This is a genomic window from Aminobacterium sp. UBA4908 (assembly GCF_002398115.1).
GTDB lineage: Bacteria > Synergistota > Synergistia > Synergistales > Aminobacteriaceae > Aminobacterium > Aminobacterium mobile.
On record NZ_DHCG01000002.1, the window covers coordinates 266,165 to 282,027 of the forward strand.

At 42.3% G+C, this 15,863-nt stretch carries 11 protein-coding genes, 1 tRNA gene and 1 pseudogene; 2 read left to right on the plus strand and 11 right to left on the minus strand.

The window, feature by feature from the left end; translation table 11 throughout:
- Positions 1-41: 41 nt before the first annotated feature.
- The 4 genes from B4J50_RS02145 to B4J50_RS02160 are packed head-to-tail and all read right to left on the minus strand — an operon-like array spanning position 42 to position 6,265.
- On the minus strand, positions 42-1,205 hold the full coding sequence (locus B4J50_RS02145; RefSeq protein ID WP_286846794.1) for an efflux RND transporter periplasmic adaptor subunit: 1,164 nt from the start codon (positions 1,203-1,205) through the stop codon (positions 42-44).
- Positions 1,206-1,212: 7 nt separating this feature from the next.
- Entirely contained in the window at positions 1,213-2,541 is a 1,329-nt protein-coding gene (locus tag B4J50_RS02150; protein ID WP_286846796.1) for a TolC family protein, read from the minus strand.
- Complete coding sequence (locus B4J50_RS02155) at positions 2,538-5,633, minus strand: efflux RND transporter permease subunit (RefSeq protein WP_286846798.1); 3,096 nt, start codon at positions 5,631-5,633, stop codon at positions 2,538-2,540. The genes B4J50_RS02150 and B4J50_RS02155 overlap by 4 nt, the downstream gene beginning before the upstream one ends.
- Positions 5,630-6,265: a TetR/AcrR family transcriptional regulator gene (locus B4J50_RS02160; RefSeq protein ID WP_286846800.1), complete on the minus strand. Its 636-nt coding sequence runs from the start codon at positions 6,263-6,265 to the stop codon at positions 5,630-5,632. The genes B4J50_RS02155 and B4J50_RS02160 overlap by 4 nt, the downstream gene beginning before the upstream one ends.
- Positions 6,266-6,537: 272 nt before the next feature.
- On the opposite strand from B4J50_RS02160, the gene B4J50_RS02165 reads away from it, so the two are divergent.
- Positions 6,538-7,635, plus strand: coding sequence for a GGDEF domain-containing protein (locus tag B4J50_RS02165; protein WP_286846803.1), 1,098 nt, complete (start codon positions 6,538-6,540; stop codon positions 7,633-7,635).
- A gap of 286 nt (positions 7,636-7,921) precedes the next feature.
- Here B4J50_RS02165 and B4J50_RS02170 read toward each other — a convergent pair whose 3' ends face one another.
- The 6 genes and pseudogenes from B4J50_RS02170 to B4J50_RS02190 form a co-directional block, all read right to left on the minus strand.
- Complete coding sequence (locus B4J50_RS02170; protein WP_286846806.1) at positions 7,922-9,667, minus strand: restriction endonuclease; 1,746 nt, start codon at positions 9,665-9,667, stop codon at positions 7,922-7,924.
- 556 nt (positions 9,668-10,223) lie between these two features.
- Positions 10,224-10,544, minus strand: a complete 321-nt coding sequence (locus tag B4J50_RS02175; RefSeq protein WP_156923344.1) for a hypothetical protein — start codon at positions 10,542-10,544, stop codon at positions 10,224-10,226.
- 914 nt (positions 10,545-11,458) lie between these two features.
- Positions 11,459-11,629: pseudogene (locus tag B4J50_RS09800) on the minus strand (DUF6538 domain-containing protein); the annotation flags it as partial.
- Between the two features lie 120 nt (positions 11,630-11,749).
- A tRNA-Ser gene (locus B4J50_RS02180) sits at positions 11,750-11,837 on the minus strand.
- Positions 11,838-11,914: 77 nt separating this feature from the next.
- Positions 11,915-12,271 (minus strand): cupin domain-containing protein, encoded by a 357-nt coding sequence (locus B4J50_RS02185; RefSeq protein WP_024822019.1) that lies wholly within the window; start codon positions 12,269-12,271, stop codon positions 11,915-11,917.
- A complete protein-coding gene (locus B4J50_RS02190; protein ID WP_024822018.1) occupies positions 12,268-12,723 on the minus strand; it encodes a universal stress protein in 456 nt (151 codons plus the stop codon). Before B4J50_RS02190 ends, B4J50_RS02185 begins: the two co-directional genes overlap by 4 nt.
- Before the next feature lie 458 nt (positions 12,724-13,181).
- Between B4J50_RS02190 and B4J50_RS02195 the strand changes: the two genes are divergently transcribed.
- Entirely contained in the window at positions 13,182-14,438 is a 1,257-nt protein-coding gene (locus B4J50_RS02195) for an arginine deiminase family protein (RefSeq protein WP_024822017.1), read from the plus strand.
- Between the two features lie 16 nt (positions 14,439-14,454).
- Here the strand turns inward: B4J50_RS02195 and larA are convergent, their stop codons facing one another.
- Positions 14,455-15,744: a nickel-dependent lactate racemase gene (gene larA / locus B4J50_RS02200; protein ID WP_024822016.1), complete on the minus strand. Its 1,290-nt coding sequence runs from the start codon at positions 15,742-15,744 to the stop codon at positions 14,455-14,457.
- Between the last annotated feature and the right edge of the window lie 119 nt (positions 15,745-15,863).

Here is a 15,863-nt window from a genome sequence, read left to right on the forward strand (position 1 = left end):
TATGTGTACAGTAATGAACGAACATGTTTCAAGGGATGTGGTTATTTCCGGACAGAGACCTCTACCGAGTTCCCAGTCTGGAGGTGGTTTCCACCAGAGATAACAACGAGATCTCCTTCTTTTACTCCCTCCGTAATCTGTACCGCCGTGTCAGTTTTTAATCCCAAGGTGACTGGTGTATGTTTTACTTTCCCATCCTCAACTAAGAGGACAGATGGACTTTCACTGTTCGTAAAAAGAGCCTCTGGAGGAACAACAAGGGCTTCAGGCCGCTCCTCTTGAACCATGAAAACCCTCGCAAACATTCCTGGACGCAATTGATAGCCGCTCTTTCTGTTATCAATGAAGAACTCCACTTGAACAGTGCGAGTGTCCTCTTTTACGAAGGGGCTCATTCGTGCTATTTTGCCCTCAAAAACCCCATCTCCCAGCCCATCTGCTTTTATAAGGCCCACCATACCTTTAGAGAGAGAGAAAGCTCTCGATTCAGGAACCCGAACCACAGCCTTAAGAGTATCTACATTCGCGATCTCGGCAACGGCAGTAGAGGGTGTCATCATTGTGCCTACCGTATGAGCATAGTCGTTCAATACAATTCCATTAATAGAGGCCTTTATGGAGTACTCAGACAAGGAAACTTCCAAGTTTTGAAGCTGCGCCCGTGTCTGATCTACCGAAGCCTTCGCCAGTTGAGAGCGAGCTTCAGCCTGGAGATAGGCGGTCTCTTTGTTGTCTAGTTGCTGTTGCGTTGCATACCCCTCTTTAACGAGGCGCTGATAGCGTTCCCACTCTACCTTCGCGTTGTTAAGAGCTGCTCGCGCTTCCGCTACCTGAGCTTCAGATACAACAATACCCGCCTTTAATGAAGCAATTTGGGCATCTATGTCTCGATGATCAAGAACGGCTATGACGTGCCCTTTTTGAACTTTATCGCCCTGATGGGCTCGGAGTTCCTCAAGACGCCCCGTTACTTTTGGGTAGAGGGTAACACGCTCTATAGCTTCAATAGAACATGTCTCCTCAAACCCCTGGCGTAGCAGTGGCATTTCCTTTACAGGTACAGCAACAACTTTGGCCACTTCCGGAAGATGAGAAGGAACGTTCTGTGAAGCTTCCGGTTTGTCTTTTAATGGCCCCCAGATAAGCCATGCAAGTGCAGCGACTACAAAGATGAAAGGAATAATAATTTTCTTTTTGAATTTCACTACGCCATCACTCCTCTATGGAAGAAAGAACTGGTTCGTCTACTAAATTTCCTTCCGCCTTTTTGAGACGGACAATTGTATACGCATAGTTTCGAAGGGCTGCAGAGTGTTCCTGCATAGCTTGGGTTAACGAGGCCCGGGCATTTAAAACATCAAGCTGAATACCCACGCCCTCCCTATATCCAACTTCCGCAAGACGAAGGGTTTCTTTTGCCAAATCCAAATTCACTTTAGCCTCTTTTAAAACTTGAGCAGCCGTATCTAAATCTAAATATACAGACTGTACTTCTGTTCGAATAGCCTCTTCTTTTTTTTCTACCCCTCTTTTTGCCTGTTCCAACAAGGCTGTTTGCTGAACCACTCGCCCATGGGTGGCACCGCTATCAATAATGGGAATATCTACATTTAGACGAGCAAGCCACGTATCTTTTTTATCGTATCCTGTCTGGTTCGGATCATCGTAACGATACGATCCTGACACAGATACAGAAGGCCTTAATCCACTTTTAGCTATCTCTACCGACTGCTCCCGCTCCTTAACCAGGTTTTTAGCTCTCAACAATTCTGGGCGGAGTTCAAGCGCCTTCGCTAAAGAGAGAGCCGGATCTCCTCCATCTATAGGAACATACGCTATTTTCCCCTGTACCATATACGGAGCGTCAGGAGCAAGATTCAATAGTTCAAAAAGATCAAGGTGGGCAGTTTTAAGGTTATTCGTTGCCCTGATCAATGCCGATCTATTTTCTGCAAGTTGTTTCTCAGCGCGGGTAATTTCAAGCCCTGTAGCCAGACCCAGCACCCGTTTTTTCTTAACTTCTTCCAGATATTTTTCTGCAAAAGCTAACGCGTCTTCAGCAGTAGCTACATTTTCTTTTTCCAGCAAAACAGCATAGAAACGATTATAAACACCAAGAGCTATCTGTTCTCTGGTTTCCTTGTAAAAGTTTTCGGCTTGTAAAAGGCCATAGGAGGCTTGCCGCTTCCCCGCCCTGATTTGTCCCCCTTTGTAAAGAGGCTGAGTGAGGGTCACGCCAGCACTATAAACATCTTCTTCAAGGATGTCTTCTTTCCCTGCCTCACGGCGTGTATAGCTGGCTCCAGCATTGAAGGTGGGAAGACCTTCTGCATCAGCTTCAACTATCTTTCCCTTGGCTCGAACAAGTTCTTCTCTGGCAGAAAGGATATCCAGGTTTCTCTCTTCTGACAGTTCCAGTGCCATTTTGAGAGTTAATGGTTTTTCATCAGAAGCAAGAGCACTGGAATATGTTCCCGCACACCCCCAGAGCACCCCACATAAAACAGCAACACTGTATATGGTTTTTCTTATTCTCCTCATTTTTCCCCTCCACCCATACTCGTACCAGGATTGCCAGCCTGAACTACTGTTTTTTCTCCTCCTCTGATGCGAAAGAACAACGCCTTTACTTTTTCCTTCCCATCTCCAAGAATAACGTAAACTGCAGGGATAACGAAGAGGGTCAAGAAAGTCGAGGTCAGCATTCCACCAATAACGGCAGTAGACATGGGCTGCCGAATTTCGCCGCCTTCGCTCAGCCCCAACGCTATAGGAACAGCTGCAATAACTGTGGATAGGGCCGTCATTAATATAGGCCGTAACCGAAGGGGAGCTGATTCTTCCATAGCAGTGAGCCCGTCATATCCTGCCGCGCGACGTTGGTTGGCGAAGTCCACCAGGATAATAGCGTTGTTAACAACTATTCCGACAAGAAGGATAATTCCCATCATGCTCATCATATCTATTTCCATTCCTGTTAACAACAAAATAAAAAACACACCTGATGTCGCAAGAGGTAACGAGAACATGACCATCAAAGGATAGAGGAATGATTCAAACTGGACAGCCATAACCATATAGACCAGAACGATAGCAATAGCTAAGGCCATTAAGAGTTCTCTGAAGTTCTCTTGCATATGTTTCGATGAGCCGGTTGGTATAAGCCGTACACTGCCATCTACCGGAGCATTCTGCTTAAAGGCATTCATAACAAGGGCCATTCCCTCTCCTGAAGATATTCCGGCAGTATTGGCACTTACAGTAAGGGAGCGCTGTCGATTATAGCGTTTTACCAGAGTTGGTCCGCGCCCTTCCTCTACGTTAATGAGTCCGGGGGCCTTCACTAATTTCTTGCTCCCATCTTTGAAAGTAAGACTTTCTATATCTGCCAAACTTCGGCGATATCCTTCCTCGGCCTTCACTCTAATGTCATATCGATATCCGCCGTCTTTGAAAACTCCAGCCTTGACACCACCAAAATACGCCTGAATATCTTTGGAAAGATCTCGTACGTTAATATCCATTTCATCGGCCAATCCACGATTAATACTCACATTTATTCGGGGGCTATCGAGACGTACGTCTGTGGTAATGTCAGCTAGACGATCATCTTTCTCAAGATCCTTTTTCATCGCTTCTCCTATACGGGAAAGCTGCTCTGTGTCTTGACCAACAAGGGTCAGAGTAATGTCGGAGCCCCACGTTCCAAAGGTAAGTTCCGCATCTTTGTACGAAGAAAACTGTTTTCTCATCTGTCCCATAATAGCCTTCGAAGGGGCCCGCTGTTTACGAGGAATGAGGGTTACATTCAGCTTACCTTTATTCACTTCCTTCCCCATACCAGAACCGATGGTGGCGTAGGTATAAGCCACTTCAGGATATAAACGAACAGATTCACCTAGCTCGAGAAGGAATTGTTTCGACTCTTCAAGAGACGTTCCTGCTGGAAGCTCAAAGCTAATGGTAAAGTCTCCCCGGTCCTCGTTAGGGAAAAAGCCCGTTCCCAATCTGCTGGCGATGATAAGACCTACTATAAAGAAAACGCTCGCCGCTCCGAGAACGAGAAAGCGATGACGCAGACAGACATGTAATGCCTTCTTATAAGAGTTTTCCATTCCTCTAAGAAAATTCTCGATTTTAGAAGCTATTCTCCCTGGGTTATCTCTCTTCAGAATTCGAGAGCAAAGGAAAGGAGATAAAGTGACAGAAAGAACCAAAGAAATAATGATCGTCATAACGACTGTTATTCCAAAGGCATAGAAAAATCGCCCAATAATTCCACCCATAGATGCCACTGGAGCAAAAACACATACTGTAGTTGCAGCTCCGGCTATAACGGAGAAACCTACTTCGCTTGTGCCTTCAGATGCTGCCAGAAATGCCGTTTTCCCTTGTTCCATGTGGCGATGGATATTCTCAAGAACCACTGTAGTTGCGTCAACAACCATGCCTACCGCCAGAGAAAGGCCCATCATGCTCAAGTTGTTAATGGTTATTCCCAAACCTCGCAATACGATCAGGCTCCCTAAAAGACAGACAGGGATTGTTACTACCGTTACGAAGGTCGCTCGGAATGTTTGAAGGAAAAAGAGCATGATCAAAGAACAAAGCCCGATTCCGGCAAGCATATCCCACCCTACACCAGTCATCGATTTTCGAACGAAGTCAGAAGTATCTGAAAGTACCAGAAGCTTTACACCTTCTGGAGCCAATTTCTTTAGGCCGTCGAGTTGCTTCATTACATCATCTGCCAATGAAACTTCGTTAGCTCCACGTTGCTTCAAAATATCGAGAAGGATAACCGGCTCTCCATTATAGGTGGCCACAGACCGAACATCTTCGAAGCCGTCTTCTACCTTCGCCACGTCTTGAAGGCGTATAACGGCGCCGTCCCGAGAAACAATAGGGAGGCTCTTGAGTTCTGCAACAGAGCCATATTCTCCTTCAAGCCTGATACTGAGTTCTCGGCGTTCAGATTCAAGGCGCCCGGCAGGGAGTTCTACGTGCTTATCTTTAATGGCGTCCCGAACATCCTGTACCGTTAAATTTCGGGCCTCAAGAAGTGCTGGATTCAGCCACACACGTATCTCCCTATTTCGCAGACCGATAGTGTCTACATTTCCTACTCCATTAACGGCCTGGAGCCGCTCTTTTACAACTTTATCAGCATAGTGAGACATGACCCGATAAGGAGCTGTCCCTACAACACCTAAAGTGATAACCGGACTATCGGCAGCTGAGAACTTCTGAACAATGGGAGTATCAGCTTCTACCGGCAAATCAGCAATGGCCAAATTTACCTTATCCCGAACATCTGCCGCTGCCGCGTCTATGTCTCGACCAAGCTCGAATTCCACTATTACAAGAGAACGCCCTTCATAGCTGCTAGAGCGAATACTCTCTATTCCAGAAATGGTGTTGAGCTGTTCCTCCAACACATCTGTTACGTCATTATCCATAACGGTAGGGCTAGCACCCTCCATTGTGGTAGAAACCACGACTAATGGGAAATCTACGTCTGGTATTCGCTCCATACCCATATTTCTCATGGCCAAAAGACCAAAGAAAATAAGAGCAAAAGTTCCAATTAAAACAGTAACAGGTCTTCGTAAAGAAATATCGGTAACTTTCATAGGTTTCCTCCTCTAATTGGAGCTGCTAATCCATCTAAAATAATAGAAACTATATCGTTGTCCATATTTTTTTCCGTTATATCGAGATAGCCAAAAGCTGTTTGTCGTGAGAGACCAGTAATAAGGGAATGGATCATGGCTTCAGCAAGAAGTGGATTAACGAGGCGAAACTCGCCGCTAGAAATTCCCTCCGCAATAATTTGACGAACACCATTTCGTATAAACTGAAGCGGATGCTCTTCTGGGTTATAGCTGCGGCGGAGCTCTACATCCTCATGAAAAGCCAATATCATTGCTGAATTTATTTTACGATTTTGTTTCATGCCGTTTAAGACGGTTTGTATAATATCAGCTAGTGCTTCTTTCATACTTGACGGCGAATCGTCTATTATAGAAGCCACTTTCTGGTTTAGAGGTTCTACATTCTTGTCTAGCACAAAAGCCATAAGCTCGCGCTTATTTTTAAAGTAGTTATAGACAGTTCCTTTGGCAACGCCAGCCTGCTGGGCTACCCTATCCATAGTCGTGCCTTTCCAACCGTAATCTTCTAAAACTTTTCGCGCAGATCTGTATAAGAGGTCACGCATTAATTCTCCTACTACTGCCTTTTTCTTAGAATGAAGTCGAGACATTAAATTCCCCCAATACATTTGACTCTGAGGCCAAAAAAATGACTTGATAGTCAACTTGAGCCATTATAAAGGATTTTATTAAGCGGTCAAGGGGGAAAACACGTAAATGAATGTGTCTTCATTCTGTAGGCTTTCTTCAAATAATCGTGTAGAATAATATTAAGGAAATAACAATATATTTCATATTTATAAGGGAGTGTGTAGGATATGAAATATATAAGCAGTATCGGAGGCCGGCTAGGTTTCGGATATTCGCGCCAGCGAGGTAGAATATGAATTTTATACGTGGAATCGATTTAAGAATGAAGCAAGAAGAATTCAAACACTTTCTCTGGAACCAAAATATTCATCATTCTCTTGTTTTTAGTTCTATAGGGCTTTTTATAGAAAGTATGGCCTTTGGTTATGTTTTAAAAGCTAAATTGACTCGCTACTTTCCTTTTTACATCACTCTTTTTCTCGCAGCTCTTGGAATCATTCCCCTTTTAATATACCTAAATAAAAGAAGAATGGATTTTATGCCTCGTGGGGGGAATGTGTTTGGATGTTTTTTTCTTTTCGCTATCCTTATCTATGCCTCTTTTCTCAGCATTATGAACCAATACTATACAGGCGCTATTTCTGAATACATTATTGTAATGTTTAGCCTTGCTTCTTTTTTTTATATCCCCTTTTTACCGTCACTGTTCATATTTATTGGTTCGCATCTTTTCTTTGTTTACACTCTGCTTCATATACATTCCCACTACCTACTTCTTCAGGACCACGTTGTCAATTCAACGGCGGCCCTCTGCCTCGCTTTTTTCATTTCCAGGCTTACGTATAATCAGAAAATGGCAGCGTTTATAAATAGTAAAACTATTGAAGAGCAAATGGAAGCACTGAGAGAAATTTCCATAAAAGATGGGATGACCGGCCTTTTTAATCACAATTACATCTGTACGCGGCTGGAAGAGGAAATACGGCGTACCAAGCGATATAAAACCCCCCTCTCCATCGGGATCTTTGACCTCGATGGTTTTAAAAACGTTAACGACACTCATGGTCATCAAGAAGGTGACGCTATTCTTATTTACGTAGCACAGCAGATGAGAGAAACCTTTCGAGATACCGACCTCATTGGAAGGTATGGAGGGGATGAATTTCTTGTTATATTCCCAGAAACAGAGGTGGAAGATGCCGTCATTGCCGCAGAAAGATTTCGACAAGTTTTAACGACACCAAACAGCCAAGGAACCTATACGTCTATTTCCGTCAGTGGGGGGATCGTAAAATTTAATGGTGAAGATACCCTCGAGGCATTTATACATAAAGCAGATATTCTTCTTTACAATGCGAAGAATTTAGGGAAAGACCAAATATCGTGGTAACGTTGGAATATATTGGCTTGAGAATGCATTATCTTAAAGAAAAGATTGTTACTGCTTGGCAAGAACAAAAAAGGTTGCTGCTGTTTCATGGAAACAAAAAAGGTTGCCTCATAAGGGCAACCTTGTATATTCATGGCGGAGAAGGTGAGATTCGAAAATTCGCTTGCCAAAAACTCCCAAGCCCTGATGCTATCTATGTCTTACTTTTTTGTTTGTCGTAGCGAATTGTATCAGTTGAAGTCCACTAAGACAACTCAAGGACATTGGAGAAAATATTTCCCCCCATTTATTGCTCCATACTTAATATCTGTTTTGCTTCCTTCAGATTAATCCTAGCCTGATGTCCATGTTTTTCAAGTAAGTGGAGGAGGTTTGAACCATTTAGTAGCGTTATAGGCTTTCCCTGGGCAAACTCATAGGCATCTGGACCATAATCAGAAGTTGAGATTAGTATACCCTTTGTGGCCCCTTCATTCATTACAGTTCCATAAAGATCCCTCACCGCAGATACACCTACTGTATTAGTATATCTTTTAGCTTGAATGATGATTTTACCGCCCCTGATAGGATCTGGGTCAAAAGCTATTGCATCTACTCCCCCATCTCTACTCCCTTGGGTAACTTTTACCTCTCCACCATTTCCAGAAAACTCCTTTTCAAAGACCTCTCTGATTAAATGCTCAAAATCTTGCCAATTCATCAGAGCAAGGTTTGTATCGGGACTAACTCCTTCAACTACTCCATAAGCATCAATAAAACGACTATCTTTACGATTAAGCTCAATAACAGGAGCAATAGGAGTTAAACTATGAAGAGCAGAACTGCCCACCCCTTTTAGCTTCTTGAAACACTGTTTAGGATTTATCTTGGTTAGGTTAATATCTGAAAACTCTTCTTTTTCCACAAGTACACTTAAGATACATGCTCTGATATCCTGTCCTGTAGCAGGATCGATAGATTCAACAATCCCATTAAATGCAACGGCACACAATGCATCAATCTGATCATTCTTGAATAATTCATAGATAGTCCGAAGACATACTTGATATATGGCATCATCGTAAAGCTTTTTGCTTGCCGAGTCTGTAATAAACTTCTCCTGATATTCATCTCTGGAAGCTATGTATTTTACTTCTTTGAGCCGAGGAAGATCTTCTGGACTGGGGAGTTGATAATCAATGACAAGAACCTTATTATCAGGAGTATATTCAATATCGAAGTTTTTCGGAAAACTCTCTGGATAAGATGAATCTTCTAGAACTAGCTTTGCTTGAAACTCAACTCCATCTTTAGTAACAACCCTATACTTTTCTTGCATTCCATCAAGATACAAATTAAAAGCTCTTACCTCTTGCACAAATTCATCTCTACCTTTTTCCCATTGTTGTATTTGTATTTGATAGGTTGCTGTCTTTTCTTCATGCTTAGCTCTAAGCTCATTGACCTTGCCTTTCCATTCATTAACGTCCTTTATAAAGTTTTGCGATGCTTCTTCTTCCTTGGCTTTTTTCCCTCCAAAGATAGAACCAAAGAAACCAATTTTAGGATTGTATTTTAAGTCAGTCCTTTTAGGTTCTATTGGAAATGATGGTTTCTTAGGAGGAGCAGGTTTAGGAAGGTGATAGTTTTCAGTTTTCTTGGCTTTTTCCCAATCAACGACAGTGGTATTTTCAACCCCACTAACTAGAAGAGCTTGTATCTCATTAAGCCTTTTACTCGCTTCTTCACTTTTTTCAACTGCAATCCGTTGTTTCTCTTCCTTCAGTTGCTTTTCATTTTCCCTGTTTTTTCGCTTCTCTTCACGTTCTTGCAATTTTTCCCATTGATCCATCCATTGATTCGTTAGATTACCAAGTTTTATCTCAAGATCATAAGGATCGTTACTTTTGATTAATTTGATTTTATTTAGACCATCGTGAGAAAGCTTATAGCAATAGTCACAGCGAGAATCAAAAAGACGCGTTACAGAAAATTGATCATCCACATTCACAACTTGATCATATTTCCTTGGCAGTTTAACAAATTGACTCATTGAAAGCTCCCCTTTCATCTAAAATCCTTGATAAATCATTAGACCGTGTAGAGAGTAATTCGCTTGCTCAATGAGTTGGTTAGTTTAAGCTAATAATGGACAAGCTATTTAATCATAACACAACAGAACATACAGCAAACATTTTGAGAGGCAGTATTTAGCGAATAAAACACAATGTTATTTTGTTACATTCGAAAAAGCCCCCCCAATTAAGCATTAACAAGGCTTAAGAGCAATTCAACTTAAGATGTATTTTTTAGCGTTGACTTTAAATGTAACTTAATATATTTTCAATGCATTCTTTGTTACTTTCATAAGGGGGATTAGCATGGAATTTGTTCAACCAATAAAAAACAGGAAAAAATAGACAAGATGAAGAGGTTACTCAAAGCAAAAAACCTAAGAGACTAAGCCCTGTTCACCCTTGGCATTAACTCAGGACTGAGGGTGTCAGACCTTCTGTCCCTCAAGGTAGAGAACGTAAGAGATTCAAAGGGAAGGATTAAGGATAGGATCGTACTTAGAGAAGCCAAGACTGGGAAGGCTAAAAACTTTCCTATAGGAGACTCTGCCTGCGATTAAACCACGAGGATGCACGATCTGAACACCTTCCTGTTTTTTTCACAGTCTTTAACTCAGGAAACACTCGCTTGTTCCCCTCAGCTTTGACCTTTGCCACAAAGGATGGAAACCTACGCAGCTCCACAAGAACGGGATGAAGAGAGGCTAGCCTTATTCCTGCTAGGGTCTTTACAAGTTTTTCCCCCTGATTATTAATATCGATACCCCATACACTATCCACAACCCTTACATCATCAACATGGAGTTGACAAAGCTCTTCTATTCTCCCTACCCGTAAAAAGTTTTTGCAGATCATCTTTAGCAAAGGGCACTTTGTCAGATTTCTTATCCTTGGACCTCAGTTTTTTCAGTGGTTCACTTAAACCAGATACATTGTTGTAATCCATAGAGCCCAACCATATAAGAAAACAACCAAGCTTTACCAACCTGTTATTGACAGTGTTTGTAGATTGCAATTTATCTTTGGGAATATCTAGAAAGGTTATTTCAACCAAGGATAAGTTTTTATAACACTTTTTACTCTTGTAATGCTTTGGTAGTTTCATGACTATCTCTCTGAATTGCCTTACGTGATCCTTGGTTATGAAAGAGGTGTCAATATCGCCTACTAACTCAAGAAAGAGTTTCAGGTCAGGGGTCATATCTTTGAGAGAAGACTTAGACCATTCCCCTGCTCTCACCTTTTCATCAACATATTTATCTATTGCGTCTGACAGGGAGAAGGCTTTGAATGCTGTGGGTGAGGGGATACTATTATGTATTTGTACTTATGTACTTATGTACTTATGTACTTATGTACTTATGTACTTGTACAACAGGGTCTGTATCATAAATACCGTACTTTCTATCTTCAAGAACCTTAAACCATTTAGGTAGCGCCTTGAGCAATTCCCTGCATAAAACCTTATAGGAAACAGAATCACGGTCGAGCTTTATCCCCCTATCTTCCAACAAATTATCCACAAGATATCTAACCCTTGTATAATCATTCAAGACTAAATATTCCTTAAAATTTGATGGAAGAATAAAGAGGGCTTCGTCCTCTACTTCCTATTCTTCCACTGTCATTGGCCTAGGAGCTAACGCCCTGTCTAGTTCGTCCTCTTCAAGTCCTTCTTTCATCCAAGTATCAGCTAGTTCTTTAATCTGTTCTGCAGTAAGTTCGGACATTGGCTCTGCCCCTTTGTGTACTAAATTCATAAGTTTATGCACCCGCACAGCCAATACCCTTGACCTTGCTCTAGCCTCACGCAGATAGCCTGTTCTTAAAGAATAGCGTATTTCAGTTTTACCGAATGTCTTTCTTAGACCAAGGGGAATGGACATACGGGAATAGTATATTTGACCTTGTAAAACCAGATATGAAGGAGATTTACCCACAGATAAAGTGAAGACTTCCGGCCTCCTTGTACTAGCACTTTGTACTAGTTTGCCTTCAGTAAGACATATGAGGGTAAAAAAATGTCCCTACGCTGTAATAGCGAGGGACGAGATATCAAATGGCGGAGAAGGTGAGATTCGAACTCACGGAACCTCTCGGTTCAGACGCTCTCCAAGCGCCCGCCTTCGACCACTCGGCCACTTCTCCTTACCAGCAACGCTGGGTATTATAACAACTTCCCTAGATTTTTGCCACCCCTTTCTTAAGAAAAACCCATAAAAGTCTTATTTATTACAACGGGACGTAATGGCTATATAAACTAAGGGGTAGCTTCCTATGTTCTCAAGAGAATGCTCTAGACCTCGCTCTGTCAAAATTACATCTCCTGCACCTATTCTTTCTTTCTGTCTCCCTTCCGTGTACATGCCAATACCATACACAATAATTTTTACCTCTTCGCATCCTTCGTGTTCATGGATAGGAATAGATGCGCCAGGTTCCATTTCCACCCAGCTTATTTCATGAAACATACTCTCCTCGTAGAAATCATCTGGATGAATAGAGCGGCTTTCCACTCCTTCGAGGACTCCAAATAAAGGATGGCTTTCAAGCCCCTCTATTTGGCTTGATCGAATGATCATGTTTTAGGCGCCTCTTCACTTTTTGGCAGATGTACTAGAATTGTGCATGGTGCGTGACGTACAACTTTGGCGGCAACGCTTCCAATAAAGAAGCGCTCCAGGTTGCTCAATCCTCTATGGCCGATAAGAATAAGTTCATATTTATTCTTTTCTGCCATTTTTAAAATCTCTTCGTACGGAGTGCCTGTAGTGAGAACAAATTCAAAAGGCGTTGCTGAAACTCCAGCGTCTCTTAACCCTTTTTCTATCATGTTCAAAAAAGATTGCCGTATGGATTCTTCATTATAGTGAGGTGGATAATCAACATATCCAGGTATCGTAAGGTCTATACGGGTTAACACGTGAATAAAATCTAAACGCTCAATACTGTTTTTCTCTGCAAAACGAAAGGCATAACTAATGAGGAGCTGACTATTCTGACTCTGGTCAATTGCTACTAACGCTTTTTTCATACTCTCATCCCCTCCCTTCGTGTGACTTTATTATAGATCAAATATATTCAATTTTGCAATTAAGTATACCTAAACTTTATGCGCACTGTTATAAAGAATCTCACTACAAAGACCTCCTTTTATTGAGGAGATGGGGGACATGATGCTGCAAGGAATCTTACTGATATGTTATTTACTGTAAGCTTCTTCGTGAGACAGAGGTACCGTTCGTTTCCGACTGGTGGAAACGCGCAATTGGCTGTAAGCTTCTTCTTGGGGCAGAGAGACCGCTCGTTTCTTCCGATTAGCAGATGGAGGACATTATTTCATACACATGTTTTATTCGTATTATGTCTAAGAAGAAAGAGAATAAAAAAATAATTTGTTAGACCCAAAATTCAGATTGCTGAAAAAGGCAAAGGGTGATAGTCTTTCCCCGGATTATTTTTTGACTACAGGAAGGGATGGAGATATCTCGGATGAAAATTCAAGTGAATTCAGAAATTGGAAAGCTTAGAGCGGTGATGATGCAATCTCCCGGTAAGGGCATTGAACGATGTACCCCTCTTAATATAGGATCTTTGGCCTGGGATTCTGTACCAAGTCCTCATAAAGCCGCAGAAGAGCATCAGAAGTGGGTAGAAGTAGTAGAACGCTTTGGAGCCAAAGTTTACCTTTTCGAGGATTTGCTTCGAGATGTTCTTGCTATCCCAGCCGTGAAAAAAGACCTCATTGCTCAGATAGTTAAAACCGAACAATCTTTTATAACGCAGCAAACGATGAGTGTACTGCAAGAATATTTGTTGAGCCTTCCTCCCGCAAAGCTAGTAGATCAACTTTTCTTTGGAATGACAAAAGAAGAACTGAATAAGGCGACTCACGAAGTTTCTCTTGTAGATCTCGTGGATATGGGAACACACATGTGGAGCCTATTCCCTATGTCAAATATCCTTTATTCCCGAGATTCTGCTGCCGTGCTGGGGGATGGCGTCGTTTTCTGTAAAATGTTCAATCGGGATCGCATTAAGGAGCCCTATTGCATTCGATCTATTCTTAGGAATCATCCAGATTTTAAAGATCTCGATTATAAAGTATGGTATGGAGAAGACCAAGGAGATACTACACCTGTGGAGGGTGGGAATATTCACTGCTATAGCCGAAACGTTTTTATTATCGGCATCAATGAACGTACCCATCCGGCTTCTATAGAAAAAATTGCCCAAAGGACAATGCAAAATGGCGAGATTACAGATGTTCTAGCACTTATGTTCGAAAATCCGCGGCTCAGCTCTACCGATTCTATTGGGCTTTCTGTACACGTGGATATGTTCCTGAACATGATCGATCACGATGCATTTCTTTTCTTCCCCTACATAGAAAAGAAGCTCACTGTGCTTCATATTACACGGGGGAAGCAGGGACGCCTTCGGATTAAGAGAGAAAATTCCCTCTTTGGGGCTATTAAGAAAGTGCTGAAGTTAGACTCTTTGCGAATTATAAAAGTAGGTGGAGACGAAAGTGAAGCCATTGCATTTGCAGAGCAAAGAGCGGGGTCAGGAGGGAACACTTTCAATTTAGAGCCAGGGAAACTCTGTATTTGGGATCGCAATGTGGCCACAATAAAAGCTCTGGAAAAAGGCGGTATTGATGTGGTTACTATTGAGGCCGACGAACTTGTTAAAGGCGGCGGCGGACCTCGATGTTCCACTATGCCCCTCTGGCGCGATAATATTTAGGAGGGCTTTCGCCCTCCTATTTTTTTAGTTTAGGTAATGTATTAGCACCATGGGGCATAAGCCATGTTTTCAGCTGAGTCCCCTTTTTTTGGTAAACCATCTTTAAGGCCTCATCGAGGTTTTTCACTACCGTAATGCCCGTTCCCTTGAAATCGTCAGGGGACATTTCTGTGACTAAATAGAAATCCCAGTTCTCTGCCACATATCCAACTATGTACCCTATATATTTAGCGATCGTAAACTCGCGGCGTATCTCTTTTTCCCGCTCTACTGTGTTCGGGAATTGTTGAAGCATATATTGGACTTCATCGTTGCCATACCCTTCATTACAAGCACTTAATATGACAAGCGAGCCACCGTGGGGAGCCGCTTCCATAGCGTTAACAATCACTTTTGATGATTGATAGAAGTTAATGTCTTTCGGGTAGCCTCCTGCTGTGGCAATAACAAGCTCACCTAGCTCTGGAATAATGACGCCATCTTTCCGATCAACGATTTTGGTTCCCTCATAAAAAGCTTGTTTCCAATCTCCAGCTATGGCAAAAGCTATTTTCCCGTCGTTTCCTGGTATAACATTGAACAAGAAAGTGGGCTTCACCATCTCTGCTGCTTCCAGCATATCCAAATGTATGTAGTTATTCTCAAAATTCCCAGGCCGACAGTCCATGTTGCGCCCCTTCCCAGGTTCAGGATCTAAAACTCGAGCATGGTTCGACATGACAGTTTCATAGGAAGAAATACCCGGCAAAATTCCTTTACGGCCACCTCCCCATCCCGCCATAAAGTGATACCCGATAGCTCCCGTTATAACAATGTGGTCACATTCAAGAGCTTTTTTATTGACTTTAACAGGCGTACCGTAGGATGTAGTCCCAATATAAACCATGTCTTCATGTGCAAGACATTTATGATCCACTACAGTAAATCTTTTTGACAATTCTTCCCCCAAAAGCTGGCTATGCTCTTCAGGCGTTTGTTCTCTATGAGTTCCCGTAGCACTTAGAAAGAGAATATCTTCGTCTCGTATCCCTGCTTTGTTCAGTTCATCAACTATAAAAGGCAAATAGACCCACATTCGCTGCCACGCCCTGGTTATATCTGACACTATTATGCATACTGAATCGCCAGGTTTTACCAGTTCTCCCAATCGGGGTGAGCCAATAGGATTTTCGAGGGCACGACGTATAATTTCCTCTTCGGAGCCCTCTGAGGCAAGTGATTCGCTATCTATTACTCCGAGTAGATTGTTGGAGGGAATAGAAAATTCCACACTTTTCTTCCCATAATTCATGGCGTATGAATACATTTAAAATCCTCCTTATGCTGAAAAGCAAGATATGTATAAAGTAAGTCCAGCGCTGCGTATATGTTATGTCGCCTATAGCTCATCCAGGATTTGGAACAATGGTCACCTCCTATCGTGTT